At 60.5% G+C, this 18144-nt stretch carries 18 protein-coding genes; 5 read left to right on the plus strand and 13 right to left on the minus strand.

What is annotated here, in order from left to right:
* Positions 1-18: 18 nt before the first annotated feature.
* Positions 19-255 carry a DUF3820 family protein gene (locus P2T68_RS29065; protein WP_003213031.1) on the plus strand — a complete coding sequence of 79 codons (237 nt, stop codon included), beginning with the start codon at positions 19-21 and terminating at the stop codon, positions 253-255.
* Positions 256-266: 11 nt separating this feature from the next.
* Entirely contained in the window at positions 267-1442 is a 1176-nt protein-coding gene (locus P2T68_RS29070) for an aminotransferase class V-fold PLP-dependent enzyme (protein WP_277378650.1), read from the plus strand.
* 106 nt (positions 1443-1548) lie between these two features.
* On the opposite strand, the gene P2T68_RS29075 is transcribed toward P2T68_RS29070, so the two are convergent.
* From P2T68_RS29075 to zwf, 3 genes are read right to left on the minus strand one after another with little or no spacing between them, the layout of a single operon-like run.
* Positions 1549-2214 carry a bifunctional 4-hydroxy-2-oxoglutarate aldolase/2-dehydro-3-deoxy-phosphogluconate aldolase gene (locus P2T68_RS29075; protein ID WP_025858441.1) on the minus strand — a complete coding sequence of 222 codons (666 nt, stop codon included), beginning with the start codon at positions 2212-2214 and terminating at the stop codon, positions 1549-1551.
* A gap of 17 nt (positions 2215-2231) precedes the next feature.
* Positions 2232-2945, minus strand: a complete 714-nt coding sequence (gene pgl, locus P2T68_RS29080; protein WP_069076883.1) for a 6-phosphogluconolactonase — start codon at positions 2943-2945, stop codon at positions 2232-2234.
* Positions 2932-4398: a glucose-6-phosphate dehydrogenase gene (gene zwf / locus P2T68_RS29085; protein ID WP_024077084.1), complete on the minus strand. Its 1467-nt coding sequence runs from the start codon at positions 4396-4398 to the stop codon at positions 2932-2934. Before zwf ends, pgl begins: the two co-directional genes overlap by 14 nt.
* Positions 4399-4617: 219 nt before the next feature.
* Between zwf and P2T68_RS29090 the strand changes: the two genes are divergently transcribed.
* Positions 4618-5478 (plus strand): MurR/RpiR family transcriptional regulator, encoded by an 861-nt coding sequence (locus tag P2T68_RS29090; RefSeq protein WP_172831385.1) that lies wholly within the window; start codon positions 4618-4620, stop codon positions 5476-5478.
* Between the two features lie 131 nt (positions 5479-5609).
* Here P2T68_RS29090 and P2T68_RS29095 read toward each other — a convergent pair whose 3' ends face one another.
* The 10 genes from P2T68_RS29095 to P2T68_RS29140 all read right to left on the minus strand — a co-directional run bounded on the left by P2T68_RS29095 (position 5610) and on the right by P2T68_RS29140 (position 16972).
* On the minus strand, positions 5610-6455 hold the full coding sequence (locus P2T68_RS29095; RefSeq protein ID WP_024077086.1) for a D-hexose-6-phosphate mutarotase: 846 nt from the start codon (positions 6453-6455) through the stop codon (positions 5610-5612).
* Between the two features lie 103 nt (positions 6456-6558).
* On the minus strand, positions 6559-7905 hold the full coding sequence (locus P2T68_RS29100) for a carbohydrate porin (protein WP_024077087.1): 1347 nt from the start codon (positions 7903-7905) through the stop codon (positions 6559-6561).
* An 86-nt stretch (positions 7906-7991) separates the two neighbouring features.
* Positions 7992-9152 (minus strand): sn-glycerol-3-phosphate ABC transporter ATP-binding protein UgpC, encoded by a 1161-nt coding sequence (ugpC, locus tag P2T68_RS29105; protein ID WP_277378651.1) that lies wholly within the window; start codon positions 9150-9152, stop codon positions 7992-7994.
* Positions 9153-9154: 2 nt separating this feature from the next.
* The gene (locus P2T68_RS29110) at positions 9155-10000 is read right to left on the minus strand and encodes a carbohydrate ABC transporter permease (RefSeq protein WP_024077089.1); all 846 of its coding nucleotides are present in this window, start codon (positions 9998-10000) and stop codon (positions 9155-9157) included.
* Complete coding sequence (locus P2T68_RS29115) at positions 9993-10901, minus strand: sugar ABC transporter permease (protein WP_024077090.1); 909 nt, start codon at positions 10899-10901, stop codon at positions 9993-9995. Before P2T68_RS29115 ends, P2T68_RS29110 begins: the two co-directional genes overlap by 8 nt.
* An 80-nt stretch (positions 10902-10981) precedes the next feature.
* Positions 10982-12268 carry an ABC transporter substrate-binding protein gene (locus P2T68_RS29120; RefSeq protein ID WP_024077091.1) on the minus strand — a complete coding sequence of 429 codons (1287 nt, stop codon included), beginning with the start codon at positions 12266-12268 and terminating at the stop codon, positions 10982-10984.
* 105 nt (positions 12269-12373) lie between these two features.
* Positions 12374-13633, minus strand: coding sequence for an AGE family epimerase/isomerase (locus P2T68_RS29125; RefSeq protein WP_168233481.1), 1260 nt, complete (start codon positions 13631-13633; stop codon positions 12374-12376).
* Between the two features lie 421 nt (positions 13634-14054).
* A complete protein-coding gene (locus P2T68_RS29130) occupies positions 14055-14900 on the minus strand; it encodes an ATPase (protein ID WP_069076946.1) in 846 nt (281 codons plus the stop codon).
* 127 nt (positions 14901-15027) lie between these two features.
* Positions 15028-16026, minus strand: a complete 999-nt coding sequence (locus P2T68_RS29135; RefSeq protein ID WP_069076945.1) for an NAD(P)-dependent oxidoreductase — start codon at positions 16024-16026, stop codon at positions 15028-15030.
* Between the two features lie 52 nt (positions 16027-16078).
* A complete protein-coding gene (locus P2T68_RS29140; protein WP_277378652.1) occupies positions 16079-16972 on the minus strand; it encodes a LysR family transcriptional regulator ArgP in 894 nt (297 codons plus the stop codon).
* 98 nt (positions 16973-17070) lie between these two features.
* Here P2T68_RS29140 and P2T68_RS29145 point away from each other — a divergent pair, with 98 nt between their 5' ends.
* Positions 17071-17472 (plus strand): ACT domain-containing protein, encoded by a 402-nt coding sequence (locus P2T68_RS29145; RefSeq protein ID WP_024077096.1) that lies wholly within the window; start codon positions 17071-17073, stop codon positions 17470-17472.
* A gap of 5 nt (positions 17473-17477) precedes the next feature.
* Positions 17478-18077: a LysE/ArgO family amino acid transporter gene (locus P2T68_RS29150; RefSeq protein WP_069076944.1), complete on the plus strand. Its 600-nt coding sequence runs from the start codon at positions 17478-17480 to the stop codon at positions 18075-18077.
* Positions 18078-18144 lie beyond the last annotated feature (67 nt).

Below are 18144 nucleotides of genomic sequence, written 5' to 3' on the forward strand. Positions count from 1 at the left end.
GCAAACGCCTGAGCCTTCATGAATCCCGAAAAACTCGAACTGCTGATCACCCGCGAAATGCCCTTCGGCAAGTACAAGGGACGCATCATCGCGGACCTGCCTGGCCCTTACCTGAACTGGTTTGCCCGTGAAGGTTTCCCCCACGGCGAACTCGGCGGCCTGCTGGCCCTGATGCAGGAGATCGACCACAACGGCTTGTCCGAACTGCTGGAACCGCTGCGCGCCAAACACGGCAAACCCGCCCCTCGTCATTAGGAACCTATGCCATGCCATGGAATGCAGATAACGAAACCCACTGGCTGGCCATCGCCCAGCGCTATGCCCTGGAGCCAGGCCCGATCAACCTGGAAAACGGCTACTTCGGGCGCATGAGCCACGCGGTGCAAGCGCAGTACCTGGAGCACGTGGCGTTTATCAACCGCAGTAACGCGGTGCATGTGCGCCAGCGTTTCGAGCAGGGCGAGAACGAGACGATCCGCCGCCAACTGGCCGAGCTGATCGATGCCGCCCCCGAAGCCGTCACATTCACCCGCAATGCCACCGAAGCGTTGCAGTCGTTGATCCGCAACTACAACCGCCTGCAACCGGGCGATCAGGTGCTGATCAGCGATCTGGAGTACGACACAGTGAAAGGCGCCATGCGCTGGCTGGCCGGCTACAGAGGGGTGGAGGTGATCGAAATGTCCCACGCTCATCCGGCCAGTTTCGACAGCTTGGTGCAGACCTATCGTGATGCGTTCGAGCGCTACCCGCGCCTCAAGCTGATGGCGCTGACCCACGTGACCCATCGCACCGGCCTGGTGATGCCTGTCGAGGCCATCGCCAGGGCTGCACGTGAGCATGACATCGACGTGATCCTCGACGGCGCTCATGCACTGGGCCAGATCGAGTTCAACCTCGCCGAGCTGGGCATTCAGTTCGCCGGCTTCAACCTGCACAAATGGATCGGCGCGCCGCTGACCCTGGGGTTTCTCTATATCGCCCCCGAACGCCTGGCTGACATAGATCCGGACATGGGCGAGTTCCACTACCCCGCCACCGACGTTCGCGCACGTACGTCGTACAGCACGCCAAACTTTCCGGCACTGATGACCTTGCCCCTGGTGTTTGAAGAGCATCGCGCAATGGGCGGCGCGAAAGCCAAGGGCGCCCGGGTCAATTACCTTAGGGATTTGTGGGTGAGCCGGGTACGGCCGTTGCCGGGCATCGAGGTACTGACGCCGGACGATCCACGGCTGTATTGCGGGATTACGGCATTCAAGTTCGTTGGCCGGGATCAGCAGGTCATGGCGGACCGGTTGCTCAAGGACTTCAACCTGTTTACCACCACGCGTGTCGGAGCGTCGTTCGGTACCTGCATTCGGGTGACGCCAGGGTTGCTGACCTCAGCGGCGGACATCGATGTGCTGGTCAACGCCATTACCGAGCTAAGCAGCGATTAAACGTGGGAGAGGGCTCAGTTTTTTGCAGGCAAAAAAAAGCGGTACACCGACCAAGTGCACCGCAAAAATGCCGTCAAGCACAGCAACAACGATTCGGTAAATCAGATCAGTCCAGCAGCGCCAGCGCCTCGGCGGTGACTTCCTGGATACGCGCCCAGTCGCCGTTCTTGACCCACTCCGGGTCAAGCATCCAGCTACCGCCCACGCACATCACGTTTTTCAACGCCATGTAGTTCTTGATGTTGGCCGGGCCAACCCCGCCGGTCGGGCAGAATTTCACTTCGCCGAACGGGCCGCCCAGGGCCTTGATGGCCGCTACACCGCCACTGACTTCGGCCGGGAACAGCTTGAAGCGACGATAGCCCAGGCCATAGCCTTCCATGATGCCCGAGGCATTGCTGATGCCGGGCAGCAGCGGAATCGGGCTGTGCACCGAGGCTTCCAGCAGGTCGCGGGTAATGCCAGGGGTGACGATAAATTGCGAGCCTGCCACTTCGGCCGCTTCAAGCATGTGGCGGTCGAGTACGGTGCCGGCGCCGGTGCACAGCTCAGGGCGCTGCTCGCGCAGGACCTGGATGGCCTTGAGGCCGAACTCCGAACGCAGGGTCACTTCCAATGCGGTCAAACCACCGGCGGCCAGGGCATCGGCCAGGGGCAGGATGTCCTGTTCACGGGCAATGGTAATCACGGGCAGGATCCGCGCCTTGGCGCAGAGGCTGTCGATCAGGGCAACTTTATCCGCCATGGACACGGTCGGTTGAGGGCTTTTCATAGCGGCTGATCCTTGGCTCATGGGCACCAGTAAATCTCTAAAGTAGGTTGCAAAAACGCGCGAATCGGCATGGCAGCAACGTCGTCACTGGCCAGCGCGGCGCTCAAGGTGGTCAATTTCGAACTGCCGGAGATCGACAGCACGGTGTAGTTGGCCGTGGCCAGCAGCGCGCGACTCATGGTCAGGCGCTGGTGCGGCACGGTCGGCGCCAGCATCGGCCAGCAACGGCGGATACCGTCGGCCTGCAGGGCTTCGCTCAGGTTCGGGCTGTTGGGAAACAGCGATGCGGTGTGGCCGTCATCACCCATGCCCAATACCAGCACATCAATGGCTGGCAGTTCGGCCAGCAGGCGATCGGCCTGCCGGGCAGCGTCTTCAAGGTTGGCGGCAGCGCTGTACAGGCTGAGGAACTTGGCCTTGGCTGCCGGGCCTTGCAACAGGTGCTGCTTCAACAAACCGGCATTGCTGTCGGCATGTTCCACCGGCACCCAACGCTCGTCGGCCAGGGTGATGGTGACCTTGGACCAGTCCAGGCCCTGCTTGGCCAGGTTCTGGAAAAACGCCACGGGGCTACGGCCACCGGACACCACCAAGGTCGCTTCGCCACGGGCACTGATGGCCGCGCGCAGTTGTTCGGCCACGTCATTGGCCAGGCCGTCCGCCAGCAGCGCGGGCGTACGGTACTCATGGGCAGTGACGCCCTGAGGCAGTTTCAATTCAGATATCGCCATACCATGACCTCCCATCCCGCGTGATCAGTGCAATCGAGCTCATCGGCCCCCAGGACCCCGCCGCGTACGGCTTGGGCGCATCGCCGGACTTCTTCCACCCGGCGATCAACTGGTCACACCACTTCCACGCGGCTTCGATTTCATCTTTGCGAACAAACAGGTTCTGATTGCCGCGCATCACTTCCAGTAACAACCGCTCGTAGGCATCCGGGATACGGGCGCTGCGGTAAGTGTCGGAAAAATTCAGTTGCAGAGGGCCGCTGCGCAGTTGCATGCCCTTGTCCAGGCCCTGCTCCTTGGTCATCACCCGCAAGGAGATCCCTTCGTCCGGTTGCAGGCGAATGATCAGCTTGTTGCTGATCTGCAGGCGCTGCTCAGGGGCGAAGATATAGTGGGACGGTTCCTTGAAGTGGATCACGATCTGCGACAGCTTTTGCGGCATGCGCTTGCCGGTACGCAGGTAGAACGGCACCCCGGCCCACCGCCAGTTACGGATATCGGCGCGCAGGGCAACGAAGGTCTCGGTGTCGCTCTGGGTGTTGGAGTTCTCTTCTTCCAGGTAACCCGGCACCGGCTTGCCAGCGCTGTAGCCAGCGATGTACTGGCCGCGGACCACCTGGGTAGTCAGGCCATCCGGGCTGATCGGTGCCAGCGCCTTGAGCACCTTGACCTTCTCGTCGCGGATACTGTCGGCGGACAGGTCGGCGGGCGGGTCCATGGCAATCAGGCACAGCAGCTGCAACAGGTGGTTCTGGATCATGTCGCGCAGTTGGCCGGCCTTGTCGAAGTAACCCCAACGGCCTTCGATCCCGACCTGCTCGGCCACGGTGATTTCCACGTGGGAAATGTAGTTCTGGTTCCACTGGGTTTCGAACAGGCTGTTGGCGAAACGCAGGGCGATCAGGTTCTGGACAGTTTCCTTGCCCAGGTAGTGATCGATACGGTAGGTGCGGTTTTCCGGGAAAAACTGCGCCACGGCGTCGTTGACCTTACGCGAGGATTCCAGGTCCGAACCGATGGGTTTTTCCAGCACCACCCGGGTATTTTCCGCCAGGCCGACCTTGGACAGGTTCTCGCAAATCGCGCCGTACACTGCAGCCGGCGTGGCAAAGTAGGCAATCAGGCGTTGCTCGGTGCCGGCGATTTCAGCCAGGGCCACGTAATCGTCGGCTTTCATGAAGTCGACGTGAACATAGGTCAACCGCGCGAGGAAACGCTGGGCGACGCTCTCGTCCAGTTCCTTGCCGACGTACTTGCGCAGTTCTTTTTCGATATGGGCCAGGTGCTGTTGCTCGGAACCGGCTTCACGGGCCAGGGCCAGGATGCGCGTGTTGTCGTGCAGCAGCCCGGCGCCATCGAGTTGATAGAGGGCAGGAAATAACTTGCGCAGCGCCAGATCACCCAAGGCGCCAAACAGGGCAAAGGTGCAGGGTTCTACGGTTATCGAAGGCATGATGTTTGTTCTTTTATCAAGTTAAGCTACAAATACCTTTTTTCAAGGCATCACTCAAGGAAAAATGTAGTAATAACCACAACATTTTCCCGAAATACGCATTCCGAGTGGTGGTGTTCAGCTACCCTCAGTAGGATAGGCCACCGCAAAGGGCTACTCGTCGATGAGTTGCCGCCCTTTATTTGCATCGTCGCCCGAAGGAAAGACTGAATGGACCGCGTGCGAAATCTTCTGGAACAGATCCGGAACCGCCTCGAAGAACTGAACAAGGCTGAGAAAAAAGTCGCCGAGGTCATCCTGCTCAACCCGCAGCAGGCGACCCGCTTCTCGATCGCAGCCCTCGCCCAAGCCGCCTCGGTCAGTGAACCGACGGTCAACCGTTTCTGCCGTTCGTTCGGCGTCAGCGGTTACCCTGAACTTAAATTGCAGTTGGCGCAAAGCCTGGCCAGTGGCGCAGCGTACGTCAGCCGCGCCGTGGAGGCCGATGATAACCCTGAGGCCTATACACAGAAGATCTTTGGCAGCGCGATTGCCTCGCTGGACGCCGCCTGCCAGGCCCTGGACCCGGCCTTGATCAGCAAGGCCGTGGATTTGCTGATCCAGGCCCGGCAGATCCACTTCTTCGGCCTCGGCGCGTCGGCGCCGGTGGCGATGGATGCGCTGCACAAGTTCTTCCGCTTCAACCTGGCGGTGACCGCCCATGCCGACGTGCTGATGCAGCGCATGATCGCGTCAGTGGCGCATACGGGCGAGCTGTTTGTGATCATCTCCTACACCGGGCGCACCCGCGAATTGGTGGAAGTGGCGCGCATCGCCCGGGGAAATGGCGCGTCGGTGCTGGGTGTGACCGCCGAAAACTCGCCGCTGGCCAAGGCCAGTACGGTAAGCCTGAACATTCCGCTGCCGGAAGACACCGACATCTATATGCCGATGACCTCGCGGATCATCCAATTGACGGTACTGGATGTGCTGGCGACCGGCATGACCTTGCGCCGTGGCGTGGATTTCCAGCCGCATTTGCGCAAGATCAAAGAGAGCTTGAACGACAGCCGGTATCCGGTGGGGGATGAGTTCAACTAGGCCTGCCTTTGTGTTGGCTGTACTGGCCTTATCGGGGGCAAGCCCCCTCCCACATTCGACTGCATTCCCCTGTTGAAACCCGGTCAATTGTGGGAGGGGGCTTGCCCCCGATAAGGCCACCCGCAACACCGCTAAACGCCAGCCCTGGCCTGCAAACTCAAATGCGCCCTCTCCCCCGGCGCCAGGCTCGCCCCGGCCATCGCCGACTCCACACAGACAAACCCCGACGCCTCGTTGAAACTGACGCCCAATAGCGGCCGGCTGCCGGGATGCCATACGACGGTGTCGGCGCTGTCACCGGTGTCGATGCACAACTCGCGCTGCCAGGCGTGATCCTTGAGGTGCAATTCGCCCTCATGCTGGAACACCCGCTGGCATCCGCCATCTACCCGTAGTTCACCTTCCTGCTGGCAAACCTGGCGGTTGAGCTGGTCATAGCCTTGGGCCCCATCGAGTCCAGACAGCGCTATCTCACCGACGTTGCCGATACGCCAATAGGCATGCAACGCATGGCTCAGTTGGCACGGCAGTTCGTCCTGGTGCTCGGTGCTGAGGCGCAGTTCCAGGGCCTCGCCCAGGTGCGCATGCAGGTCGACCTGCCAGTCGCATAACTGCAACTGCCAATGCAGGCGTACGCCGTCGTCGTCGCTGGCGCTGTCGAGCAGCTTCCAGTCGATCAGCCGCGCCCAGCCATGGGAGGGCCAGGCGTTCTCGCTCGGGTGGCGTCCATACCACGGCCAGCACACGGGCACACCACCACGGATGGCGCCGACTTGTGGCCACTTGGCCGCGCACCACAGCCAGGGTTTCTGGCCGCGGGGTTGGAAATGCAGCAATTGCGCGCCCTGACGACTGAACACCGCCTGACACAGGGGATGGTCGATCACCAACACATCGCGCATCTGGAAGCGTTCCCAGGCAAACACCGGACGCTCGCGCAGGGATTTGAAAAAGCGTTGCAACGGATGCTCATGCATGTGCCACGGTCCTGAATATCGTCACAGTGCCACCCAAAAAAAAGCGGATAGCCATGGCTACCCGCAAAATGCGCACAGAGAGAAGGAGCTTATCGCAACAGCGTTAGAACGTAGACTGAATTTTCAGGCCAGCCACCAGCGCGTTGTCGACTTTATCCACGCCGCCCGGTTGGACAACGTATTGCAGGTTGGGACGCACGGTCAGCCAGTTGGTGACGTGGAAGCCGTAGTTGATTTCGAAGTTGTACTCGGTTTCGCGAATAGGCGTGTACAGCGGATTGTCGTAATCACTCACACCATTGGCGACGTTAAGCAGTTCGGCGTTTTTCTTCACGTCATTGTTGACGTGCAGACGTGCAGCGCCAATGCCGACGTCATCTTTTGGACGCGCGTCGAATGGGCCTTTGTACACCAGCATCAACGACTGGTAGTTATCGACGAGGTTGGTTTCCTTGTCGTGGAAGGTCGCGTTGGCTGCGATGTTCAAGCCACGGGAAGCGTCGCCGTTATGGGTGGTGAGTTGCTGTTGGGCAACGAACCAGTAGCCTTTCTTGCTGCTGCGGGTACGGAAGGCGGCGCCAGTGGTAGCAGCGTCGTTGCCGTTGACGTCTTCACGTACGTCCGCGGCATCGGCGGCGCTCTTGTAGTAACCCACACGGTATTCGCCCGGCAGGTTGTTAACCTTCGGCGACCAGACCAATTCCACCGGAATCACGGTACCTTTGGTGCCGCTGCCGCTGAGCTTGAAGCCGTTGCCGTGCTCCAGTTGCGATGGGTTCTGGTTGTAGGCACCGATTTGCGCATACAGCTCCGGCGTGATGTTGTACTTCACGCGGATCGCGGCCTGGGCAACCGGCCAGTTGTACCAGGTATTTACATAGTTACCCACTTGCGAGCCGCAGAACGACAGGTTCTGGAAGTCGCATGGGAAGGTGTTGAAGTCTTCGCCTTCACCGAAGTAACCCAGCTTCACGTCCAACTTGTTGTCGAACATCTGGTGCTGGATCCAGAACTGGGTCAGACGCACCATGTGGCCGCGACCGTAGACTTCCATCGACGAACTCAGCGTGCCGGCACGCGGGTCGCCAATGCGGTCGTTGGAGATGTTCTGGCCATTACGGTTAGTCAGCTGGATCTTGGCCTGGGTGTTATCCCAGCCCCACAGCTTTTGCAGGTCCAGCGCTACGCCCAGACCGAACTGGTCGGAGTAACGGCCGGTTTTGTCGTCGTTATAGCCGCCGTGCAGGTTGGCGCCCATTTCCCCTACGTAGTCAGCCTTGATGTCGATACCTTGCTCGATCAGCTTGGTACGCTCACCGCCCCAATCGCCGGTCATCCACTTGGAATCGGCGCTGAATGCATCGGCCGCCATCGCATTGGCGGACAGTACAAGGGCTGCTGCTGCTGACAGTTGGCAGATCAGCCGAGTGTTGTTGTGTTGCTTTTTCATCCCTACATCCTCGTCTTTATTGTTATTAAACTGTTTTTATCTAACGCGGGTTACTTTTTTTCATCTAAAACAACAACTTATCTACTTCAGCGACCTTTGAATTGGGCCACATTGTCCGCATGCCCCTGTGCGGGCAATGAAGAAGCAGTGCCGAGGCGCTCGCCAGTGTTGGCGTCGAACAGCAATACCTTGGATGGATCGAATTGCAGTGTCAGGGTCTCGCCCACCTGCGGCGCCACATCAGGCGCCAAACGGCAGCAGACCTTGGTGTCATTGAGCTGCACAAACACCAGTGTGTCCGGCCCGGTCGGCTCGGTGACCTGGACCTCGGCACGAATGCTCGATGAACCATTGCCCTCACCCGCCGCCAACACGATCTGCTCCGGACGCAGGCCCAGAATCACATCACGGTCTTCCAGACCGGCGTCGTTCATACCCAGCGGCAATTCGCAACGCGCCTGGCCGCTGTCGAGCAGCGCCACCAGCCCCCCGTCCTTGCGTTTTAGGCGCATAGGAACGAAGTTCATTGGTGGTGAACCGATAAAGCTTGCCACAAATAGGTTAGCAGGGTCGTTGTAAATTTCTTTCGGCGTGCCAAATTGTTGGATGATGCCGTCCTTCATCACCGCCACTTTATCGCCCAGGGTCATCGCTTCGATCTGATCGTGGGTGACGTAGACCGTGGTGGTTTTCAGGCGCTGGTGCATCAGCTTCATTTCGGTGCGCATCTCGACGCGTAGCTTGGCGTCGAGGTTGGACAGCGGTTCGTCGAACAGGTAGATCTTCGGGCGACGCGCCAGGGCACGGCCCATGGCCACCCGCTGTTGCTGGCCGCCGGACAATTGGCCCGGCTTGCGGTTGAGCAGGTGCTCGATCTGCAGCAGCTTGGCCACACGGGCCACTTCAGCGTCGATGTCGGACTGGACCATCTTGCGAATCTTCAGGCCGAACTCGATGTTCTCGCGCACGCTCATGGTCGGGTACAGCGCGTAAGACTGGAACACCATGGCGATGTCGCGATCCTTGGGGCTCATGCCGCTGACATCCTGGTCACCGATCATGATTGCGCCGCCGGTGATGGTCTCCAGGCCCGCGATGCAGTTCATCAGCGTGGATTTACCGCAGCCCGAGGGACCGACCAGGATCAGGAATTCGCCTTCCTTGATCGACAGTTCGATGTTCTTCAAGGTGTCGGGCAGGCCGGCGCCATAGGTCTTGTTTACATTGCGAAGTTCAAGCGTAGCCATGATTACCCCTTGACCGCGCCGGCCGTGAGGCCGCGCACGAAATACTTGCCTGCGATCACATAGACCAGCAGGGTCGGCAGCCCGGCGATCATCGCCGCCGCCATATCCACGTTATATTCCTTGGCCCCGGTGCTGGTGTTGACCAGGTTGTTCAGCGCCACCGTGATGGGCTGGGAGTCGCCGCTGGAGAACACCACGCCGAACAGGAAGTCGTTCCAGATCTGGGTGAACTGCCAGATCAGGCAGACCATGATGATCGGGGTCGACATCGGCAGGATGATCAGCCGGAAGATGGTGAAGAATCCTGCACCGTCCAGTCGCGCCGCCTTTATCAGCGCATCGGGAATGCTGACGTAGTAGTTACGGAAGAACAGCGTGGTGAACGCCAGGCCGTAGACCACGTGCACAAACACCAGGCCGGTGGTGGTGCTGGCCAGCCCCATCTTGCCGAGGGTGAACGACGCCGGCAGCAAAACGGTCTGGAACGGCAGGAAGCAGCCGAACAACAGCAAACCGAAGAACAACTGTGAACCACGGAAGCGCCAAAACGACAGCACATAGCCGTTCAACGCGCCGATGGCGGTAGAAATCAACACGGCCGGCACGGTGATCTTGATCGAGTTCCAGAAGTAACCGTCGACGGTGGCCCAGGCCTTGACCCAGCCGATGCCGGTGACCACGGTTGGCCAGCTCAGCAGGTTGCCGGTACTGATGTCTTCCGGGGTCTTGAAGCTGGTGAGCAGCATCACCACCAGCGGTACCAGGTACAGCAGAACCGCGAGGATCAGCACCGCATAGATCGCGATGCGACTCAGGCTGATGGCAGGTTTGGAGGCGAGACTAGTCATGACGCTTGGTCCTCAGCTCGGAATACAGGTACGGCACGATGATCGCGAGGATCGCACCGAGCATCAGGATTGCACTGGCCGAGCCCATGCCCATCTGGCCACGACTGAAGGTGAACGAGTACATGAACATCGCTGGCAGGTCGGAGGAGTAACCCGGGCCGCCAGCAGTCATCGCTGCCACCAGGTCGAAACTCTTGATTGCAATGTGTGCCAGGATCATCACCGCACTGAAGAACACCGGACGCAGGCTTGGCAGCACCACGCTCCAGTAGATGCGCGGCATGCTCGCGCCATCGATCTGCGCGGCACGGATGATCGACTGGTCCACGCCACGCAGGCCGGCCAGGAACATCGCCATGATAAAGCCAGAGGCTTGCCACACTGCGGCGATCACCAGGCAGTAGACCACGCGATCCGGGTCGATCAGCCAGTCGAGACGGAAGCCCTCCCAGCCCCAGTCACGCAGGAGTTTGTCCAGGCCCATGCCTGGGTTGAGCAGCCATTTCCACGCCGTACCGGTGACGATCATCGAGAGCGCCATCGGGTACAGGTAAATGGTGCGGATAAAGCCTTCGCGACGAATTTTCTGGTCGAGGAAAATCGCCAGTGTCACGCCGATCACCAAGGTGATACCGATAAACATCCCGCCGAAAAGGGCCAGGTTCTTGCTCGCGACCCACCAGCGATCGTTGTCGAACAACCGCTCGTATTGCGCAAGGCCCGCCCATTTGTAGCTCGGCAGGAACGTAGACGTCGTGAACGACAGTACAAACGTCCACAGGATGTAGCCGTAGAAGCCCACCAACACGATGAACATGCTGGGCGCCAGCACCAGTTTGGGGAGCCAGCGCTGCAGTGCATCGAACGGCGAGGCTTTGCTGAACACAGCAACAGAACTCATGGGGAAATCCAATACAGGAAAAAAGGACTACAGGAACAGGCCTTGTGAGGGGTCAGGGGCCCCCCTCACAAGGTCAACCGTTACTTGGCAGACTTGATCGCAGCGCCGAGTTTCTTGGCGGTGTCGGCCGGGTCGGCTTTCGGGTCGTTGATGTAGTTGGTCACGACATCAAAGAACGCACCTTGCACGGCCAGGGTGGTGGCCATGTTGTGCGCCATGCTTGGCTGCAGGCCGCCGGTCTTGGCGTCGGCCAGGAAGTCCTTGGCCGCGGTCTGGGCGCAGGAGTCGAAGCCGAGCTTGTCCATTTCATTGAGCATGTCGGTACGAACCGGGATCGAACCCTTGTTGATGCTGAACACCTTCTGGAAGTTTTCACCCAGCACGACCTTGGCGATGTCCTGCTGGCCAGCGGCAGTGCCTTTGTCTTTCTGCTTGAACACCGCCAGGGAGTCGATGTTGTAGGTGAAGGCCTTGTCGGTGCCTGGGAAGGCTACGCACTCGTAATCCTTACCGGCGACTTTCTTGGCAGCGGTCCATTCGGACTTGGCCCAGTCACCCATGATCTGCATACCGGCCTTGCCGTTGATGACCTTGCCGGCCTCGAGGTTCCAGTCCTGGCCTTTGCCGTCGACGTCCATATAGGTCGCGACTTTCTTCAGCTCGGTCAGGGCCTTGACCATCTGCGGACCGGTCAGCGCGCCGTTATCCAGGTCGACCAGGGCTTTCTTGTAGCCATCGGCCCCCATCACCGACAAGACGACGGCTTCGAACACCGTGCTGTCCTGCCAAGGCTGGCCACCGTGGGCGAGCGGGATGAAGCCCGCGGCCTTGAGCTTGTCGCCGGCTGCGTAGAATTCTTCGAGGGTGGTCGGGTTCTTGGTGATACCGGCTTTCTTGAAGACGGCCGGGTTGATCCACAGCCAGTTCACGCGGTGGATGTTGACCGGTACGGCGACGTAGTCACCGTCGAACTTCACGGTATCGGAGACTTTCTTGTCGAGCAGGGAGTCCCACTTTTCTTCTTTGGCGACGTCTTTGAGCACGTCAGTGTCGAGCAGCCCAGTAGACGCCCATTCCTGGATGTCCGGGCCTTTGATCTGGGCAACACCTGGTGGGTTGCCAGCCACCGCGCGGCTTTTCAGCACGGTCATGGCTGTGGCGCCACCGCCACCGGCAACGGCGCCGTCTTTCCAGGTGAAACCATCTTTCTCAACTTGGGCCTTCAGGACATCTACGGCCGCTTTCTCACCACCGGAGGTCCACCAATGCACAACTTCAACCGTCCCTTTCGAGTCGGCGGCAAAAGCACTGAGGGGAAACAACGAGGCGACGGAAATAGCGATGGCGAGGCGATTAATCGCGTTCATCTGAGTACCTTTTTTTTGTTGTTATGCATGCAAGTCTGGAGCTTGCGCTGCACGGAGTTTAAACAGGGATGTTGCAAGCGCAGGTAACAAAGGGATGCACAAATGTCACCATCTGGTGACATAGCACCCCTCTGCCAAGGCGCTGGCCATGCTTGGGGACAAGGGCAGTGCAGGCAGCACTACCGCTTGCCAGGCGTGATACAGGTCCGGTTTGCCACCCCATATCCGACTGCTGGGCTGGTTATGCGGGCTGAGTTCGTGGTGCCAACTGCCATGGGCTCGATCAATAAAATGGGTGTCACAAAACTCCCAGAAGCACCGGTACCAGGTTTCATACTGCAACTCGCCGGTACGCTTGAGCAAAGCCTGGGCGGCGGCGCTGGCTTCGGCGTGGGTCCAGTGCAGGCGCTCGCGCACTACCGGGCGGTGGTTCCAATCCAGGGTGTAGACGATGCCGGGGGCACCATCCACCGCCCATGCAGACTCGCAGGCACTGGCGAACAGGCCTTTGGCGGCGGTCAACAGCCAGCCCGGCGTGGCCAGGCCGGCTTGCAGGCGCGCGGCTTCCAGGTGCAACACCAGGCGAGCCCATTCGAAACCGTGGCCAGGGGTGATGCCGTAGGGGCGGAATCCGTCAGCGGGGTTGTCTTCGTTGTAGTCGAGCAAGGGTTGCCACTGGGCGTCGAAATGCTCGATCACCATGAATTGGTTGCCGGCGGCGTGGGTCTGGATCACACGCTCGACGATACGCAAAGCGCGGTCCAGCCAGCGGGTATCGGCGGTGACATCGGCCAGGGCGAGAAACGCTTCGGTGGCGTGCATGTTGCTGTTGGCGCCGCGATAGGCTTCGACGCTGCTCCAGTCCCGGGCAAAGGATTCGAGCATCACGCCCTCCTCCTCGCTCCAGAAGAACTGATCGATGATAGAGACGGCGTCGTTCAGCAAGGTTTGCCCACCGGGTGCCCTCACCGCCACCGCCGAGCTCGCGGCCAGGGCGACAAAGGCGTGCAGGTACGCGGCCTTACCGGTGTTGCCATCCAAGGCGCGAGGGGCGGCGAACCAGCCACCATGTTCGCTATCGCGCAGCGGGCCACTGAGCGCGGCGACCCCATGTGCGACCAGCTCGGCATAGCCCGGTACGCCCATGGCGTGGGCCATGGCGAAGCTGTGGGTCATGCGAGCGGTGTTCATGGTTTCGGCCTGGGCATTGGCTGGCAACTGGCCTTGATCGTCCAGGTTGCCAAAGCCTTCAGGCAGGCGGGCAGCCTTGGCGAATGACAGCAGGCGCTGGCCTTCGTTGGCGAGCCAGGCGTGATGGGCAGGTGCGTTCAGCCAACTGCTGGCGGGCAGTGGTTGCGTGGTCATGGGTAGCCCTTTTTATTTTTTGTTGGATGGGCCCGAGTCTAAACAAGGGCGGGACGAGGGCAAGTAACGAAGGGGATGGGAAATGTCACCGGATGGTGACATTCACACCACTGAGTTGGCTCTGGGGAGCGGGCTTGTCCTAATACCTGTCAGTTAAGGAGAAACACTGTAACCGTGGCGAGCGGGCTTGCCCTAATGCCGTTCAGTTAAGCGTACATCGCCTTCTGTAGGAGCGAGGGGGACGCCTAGTTCTTGCTCGCGAAAAACGTCAACGATAACGCGTGTTTCCTGAATGAACGCGGCGCCTGTGAGCTTTTCGCGAGCAAGCTCGTTCCTACAAAAAAGCCTTAACTGAACGGCATTAGGGCAAGCCCGCTCGCCACACGCAAGCCCTCGCCACAGGCACACTCAGGAGCGAGTGTTACTGGATGAGTGGCGTGACAGCCGCCGGCGCATTGAGGCGCTGATTCAGGTTTTGCACCTGGCTCTGTAAGGTCGTGATATTGCGGGTGGTCTGGATGCGGAACACGTCGAACTCTTTGTTGGTCGGCGCATCGCTATTGGCTGACTGGTTGTCCTGGGCGCTCTTGAGGACCATGACGTCCTGTTCCAGCCGGGCGACGGCGGCGCTTGGGTTGCCCTGTTTCTTCAAGGCCGCCACGTCGGCGGCCAGCTCCCTGATCTCGGTATCACGCTTGCCGGCATCGACCTGCGCCGCTTTGAGGGTCGCCACGGCATCGGTCAGGGCCTGCACCTGGCCTTGCAGCTTGGCGTTGGCGGTCGACAGGTCGGTGGTGCTGGCGGTCATTTGCGCCAGGCGCTTGTCCAACTCGGTGGCCTGGCCGGCCACGCCCACTTGCTGCTTGCTCTGCTCCAGCAACTGGGTTTCCAACTGCTTGATCTGCAGTTTCAGCGCTTCGCTGCCGTTGTTCACGCTGGCCTCGCTGGCCACCACCTTGCCGGAAATATCCTGCAGGCGCCCCGCCGCTTCTTCACTGATGCGCGCAAAGCTTTCCTGGGTGGCGACCAATTGCTGGCCCATCAGGGAAATCTGCTGGAAGCTCCACCAGGCCAGGCCGGCAAAGGCGATCAGCAGCGCACCGACCAGCGCCCACAATGGCCCGGTGCTGGCGCTCTTGACCTTGACCACGGGGGTACTGCGCGAGCGCACGGACGTGGCGGGAGTCGGCACGAAATCATCGTCATCCCCGATGTCGGCCCGCAGGCTGGGAACATTGTCAAAATCGTCATTAGCATCGTTACGCATGAATCAACCTTGAATCGGTGAGGGAGCTACCTGGAACGCCGAGCGACGGGAGTATAAACCGCAGTCCCGCTGCACTGATCGACCCGGAACCCGGAATTCGGTTCCCGATGTGTTGCTGGTTATGAGCTTACTTCAAGCCAGGGTCCTGGGCTTTCCACCAACTGCAGAACTCGTCGAGGGCCGCCCACAGGCTGACCTTGGGCTCGTAGTCCAGATAATGCCTGGCCCGGCTGATGTCGAGGGTGAAATTTTTGTTCATCACCTGCATGCCCAGGCGAGACAACGCCGGCTCGGGGCGCCCGGGCCACATCGCACAAAACGCCTCGTTCAACGCCGCTACGCTGTAGGACAAGCCATACGACCGGTAACGGGTAACCTGAGGCATCCCCATCTGGCGCATCACGTAGTTCACCACATCCCACACCGGCACCGGCGTACCGTTGCTGATGTTATAGGCCTTGCCCAGCGCCGAACCGGTGGCGAGCAAGCCGCTGAGCAGCGCTTCGTTGAGGTTGTGCACGCTGGTGAAATCGACCTTGTTCAGGCCGTCGCCGACGATGGCCAGGCGGTTCTTGCGCTGCATTCTCAGCAGGCGCGGGAAGATGCTCATGTCGCCGGCGCCGGTGACAAAACGCGGGCGCAGGGCCAGCACTTCGAGGCCGAACTCCTGGGCGCCGAACACCTTCTGCTCGGCGAGGTACTTGGTGGCGGCGTAGGGATGCTTGAAACGCTTGGGCACCTGCTCTTCGGTCAGCCCGAGGTGATCGCGCCCGTCGAAGTAGATCGACGGCGACGACAGGTGCACCAGGCGCCTGACCCGTTGCTTGAGGCAGGCTTCGACCACGTTCTCGGTCACCAGCACATTGCCTTGATGGAAATCCTGATAACGCCCCCACAACCCGACAGCGCCGGCGCAATGCACCACGGCTTCGACATCGCGGCACAGGTCGCGCACCAGGTCGGCGTCATTCAAATCACCCTGGATAAACTCGGCGCCGCGCCGTACCAGGTGTTCCACACCTTCGGCGCGCCGCCCGTTGACCCGCACGTCCAGGCCCTGCTCCAGGGCGAAACGCGCAAAGCGCCCGCCGATGAAGCCGCTTGCGCCGGTGACCAGAATTTTCATGTATTACCCCGTGTTCTTTCGTTTTTCATCGCTGCTGCCTTGACGCCTGCCATCACTCCAACGGCACCAACCATTGACCACAGGCCTGAGCCAGATGGTCGGTCAATAAGCCCAGCAGTTGCCCGCCACTGCGCCAATGATGCCAGTACAACGGTACATCGATGGGCTTATCTGGCAATAACTCGAGCAACACGCCCTTTTGCAACTGGTCGCGCACCTGCAACTCCGGCACCAGGCCCCAGCCGAGCCCGGCTTCAGTCAAGCGAATGAAGCCTTCGGATGATGGGCATAAATGATGTTCAAAACCGCCTTCTACCCCAAGGGAGGCCAGGTAACGGTGTTGCAGGAAGTCATCAGGGCCGAACACCAAGGCGGGCGTGCGCGCCAGTTCATCGGCACGCACGCCTGCCGGGAAATGCCGGGCAATAAAGGCCGGGCTGGCCAACGCCCGATAGCGCATGGCCCCCAGCAACAGGCTGCGTGCACCGGACACCGGGCGTTCGCTGGCACAAATGCAAGCCGCCACTTCGCCGGCGCGCATGCGTTTGAGGCCAACGGTCTGGTCTTCCACCACCAGGTCCAACAACAAATGCTGCTCGGCGCAAAACTCGCTGACGGCCTCGGCCCACCAAGTGGCGAGGCTGTCGGCATTCAGGGCGATACGCAGGCGCTCGGGCATGCCCTCTTCGTCCAGTGCCGGCACCTGGCTTTGCAGGTCACGCTCCAGCAACCGCACCTGCTGCACATGGTTGAGCAGGCGTCGGCCGATATCGGTGGGTGTCGGCGGCGTAACCCGCACCAGCACCGGCTGGCCGACCCGCGCTTCCAGCAATTTGATGCGCTGAGAGATTGCCGACTGCGACAGCCCCAGCACCTGTGCGCCGCGTTCGAACCCGGCCTGTTCCACCACCGCCGCCAGGGCGGAGAGCAATTTATAGTCGAACATCAGTTTCTCTAATGAGCGATCAGCAATATTGGTTTTTCTTATACAGCTCGTCCCATGAGAATAGCCAGCATTGCTTCTCTCTTTAAAAGGAACCTCACATGGCTGGCGAAACCGCTCTGGCGACCCTGCTGCGCAGCATGAGCCCGCAGTTGAACACGGGTGAGTATGTGTTCTGCACCCTGCCCGACCACCGTATCCCTGCGGGTTGCGAGGTGATTGGCAGCTTTCGCGAACCGCAAGGCCTGACGCTGATCCTGGAACGCCAGCAAGCCGAACTGGCCGGGCTGCCCTTCGACTATGTGGCGGCCTGGATCACCTTGAATGTGCATTCGGCCCTGGAGGCGGTGGGCCTGACCGCCGCCTTCGCCGGCGCGTTGGGCAAGGCCGGCATCAGTTGCAACGTGATTGCCGGGTATTACCACGATCACCTGTTTGTCGGCCATGCGGATGCCGAACGCGCCATGGACGTACTACGGCATTTGGCGGCGAACGCGGAGTAAACCCTATGTGGCAAAGCTATCTGAATGGCCTGTTGGTGGCCCTGGGCCTGATCATGGCGATCGGCACGCAAAACGCATTTGTATTGGCGCAGAGCCTGCGCCGTGAACATCACCTGCCAGTGGCGGCATTGTGTGTGGTGTGCGACGCGATTCTGGTCGCCGCCGGGGTTTTCGGCCTGGCGACGGTGTTGGCGCAGAACCCGCTGTTGCTGGCAATTGCCCGCTGGGGCGGGGCGGCGTTCCTGCTGTGGTACGGCACCCTGGCGTTGCGCCGGGCGTTTTCCAGACAAAGCCTGGAGCAAGGCGGCAACCTCAAGGTGCGTTCATTACGCGCGGTCATGCTCAGTGCCCTGGCGGTGACGCTGCTCAATCCCCATGTATACCTGGACACGGTGTTGCTGATTGGCTCGCTCGGCGCGCAGCAGACCGAACCCGGCGCCTACGTCGCCGGCGCAGCCAGCGCTTCGTTCCTGTGGTTCGCCACGCTGGCGCTCGGCGCGGCCTGGTTGGCACCCTGGCTGGCACGCCCGGCAACATGGCGCCTGCTGGACCTGCTGGTGGCCGCGATGATGTTCAGCGTCGCTTATCAATTGATTGCTGCATGACGAATATTCCAAAACGCTCTGGAACCTCTATCCCACACAGTTGTTGCGTGGTTTTGCCGTACCCCCG

It is taken from the genome of Pseudomonas sp. G11, from assembly GCF_029457515.1.
Lineage (GTDB): Bacteria > Pseudomonadota > Gammaproteobacteria > Pseudomonadales > Pseudomonadaceae > Aquipseudomonas > Aquipseudomonas gorinensis.

What these genes read in the sequence shown, in the direction of transcription:
- zwf (WP_024077084.1), bottom strand. Translation starts at nt 4,398, where the DNA reads ATGCCTTCGATAACCGTAGAACCCTGCACCTTTGCCCTGTTTGGCGCC.
- P2T68_RS29125 (WP_168233481.1), bottom strand. Translation starts at nt 13,633, where the DNA reads ATGACCACGCAACCACTGCCCGCCAGCAGTTGGCTGAACGCACCTGCC.
- P2T68_RS29135 (WP_069076945.1), bottom strand. Translation starts at nt 16,026, where the DNA reads ATGAAAATTCTGGTCACCGGCGCAAGCGGCTTCATCGGCGGGCGCTTT.
- P2T68_RS29110 (WP_024077089.1), bottom strand. Translation starts at nt 10,000, where the DNA reads ATGACTAGTCTCGCCTCCAAACCTGCCATCAGCCTGAGTCGCATCGCG.
- pgl (WP_069076883.1), bottom strand. Translation starts at nt 2,945, where the DNA reads ATGGCGATATCTGAATTGAAACTGCCTCAGGGCGTCACTGCCCATGAG.
- P2T68_RS29130 (WP_069076946.1), bottom strand. Translation starts at nt 14,900, where the DNA reads ATGCGTAACGATGCTAATGACGATTTTGACAATGTTCCCAGCCTGCGG.
- P2T68_RS29115 (WP_024077090.1), bottom strand. Translation starts at nt 10,901, where the DNA reads ATGAGTTCTGTTGCTGTGTTCAGCAAAGCCTCGCCGTTCGATGCACTG.
- ugpC (WP_277378651.1), bottom strand. Translation starts at nt 9,152, where the DNA reads ATGGCTACGCTTGAACTTCGCAATGTAAACAAGACCTATGGCGCCGGC.
- P2T68_RS29065 (WP_003213031.1), top strand. Translation starts at nt 19, where the DNA reads ATGAATCCCGAAAAACTCGAACTGCTGATCACCCGCGAAATGCCCTTC.
- P2T68_RS29150 (WP_069076944.1), top strand. Translation starts at nt 17,478, where the DNA reads ATGTGGCAAAGCTATCTGAATGGCCTGTTGGTGGCCCTGGGCCTGATC.
- P2T68_RS29070 (WP_277378650.1), top strand. Translation starts at nt 267, where the DNA reads ATGCCATGGAATGCAGATAACGAAACCCACTGGCTGGCCATCGCCCAG.
- P2T68_RS29145 (WP_024077096.1), top strand. Translation starts at nt 17,071, where the DNA reads ATGGCTGGCGAAACCGCTCTGGCGACCCTGCTGCGCAGCATGAGCCCG.
- P2T68_RS29140 (WP_277378652.1), bottom strand. Translation starts at nt 16,972, where the DNA reads ATGTTCGACTATAAATTGCTCTCCGCCCTGGCGGCGGTGGTGGAACAG.
- P2T68_RS29075 (WP_025858441.1), bottom strand. Translation starts at nt 2,214, where the DNA reads ATGAAAAGCCCTCAACCGACCGTGTCCATGGCGGATAAAGTTGCCCTG.
- P2T68_RS29120 (WP_024077091.1), bottom strand. Translation starts at nt 12,268, where the DNA reads ATGAACGCGATTAATCGCCTCGCCATCGCTATTTCCGTCGCCTCGTTG.
- P2T68_RS29100 (WP_024077087.1), bottom strand. Translation starts at nt 7,905, where the DNA reads ATGAAAAAGCAACACAACAACACTCGGCTGATCTGCCAACTGTCAGCA.
- P2T68_RS29095 (WP_024077086.1), bottom strand. Translation starts at nt 6,455, where the DNA reads ATGCATGAGCATCCGTTGCAACGCTTTTTCAAATCCCTGCGCGAGCGT.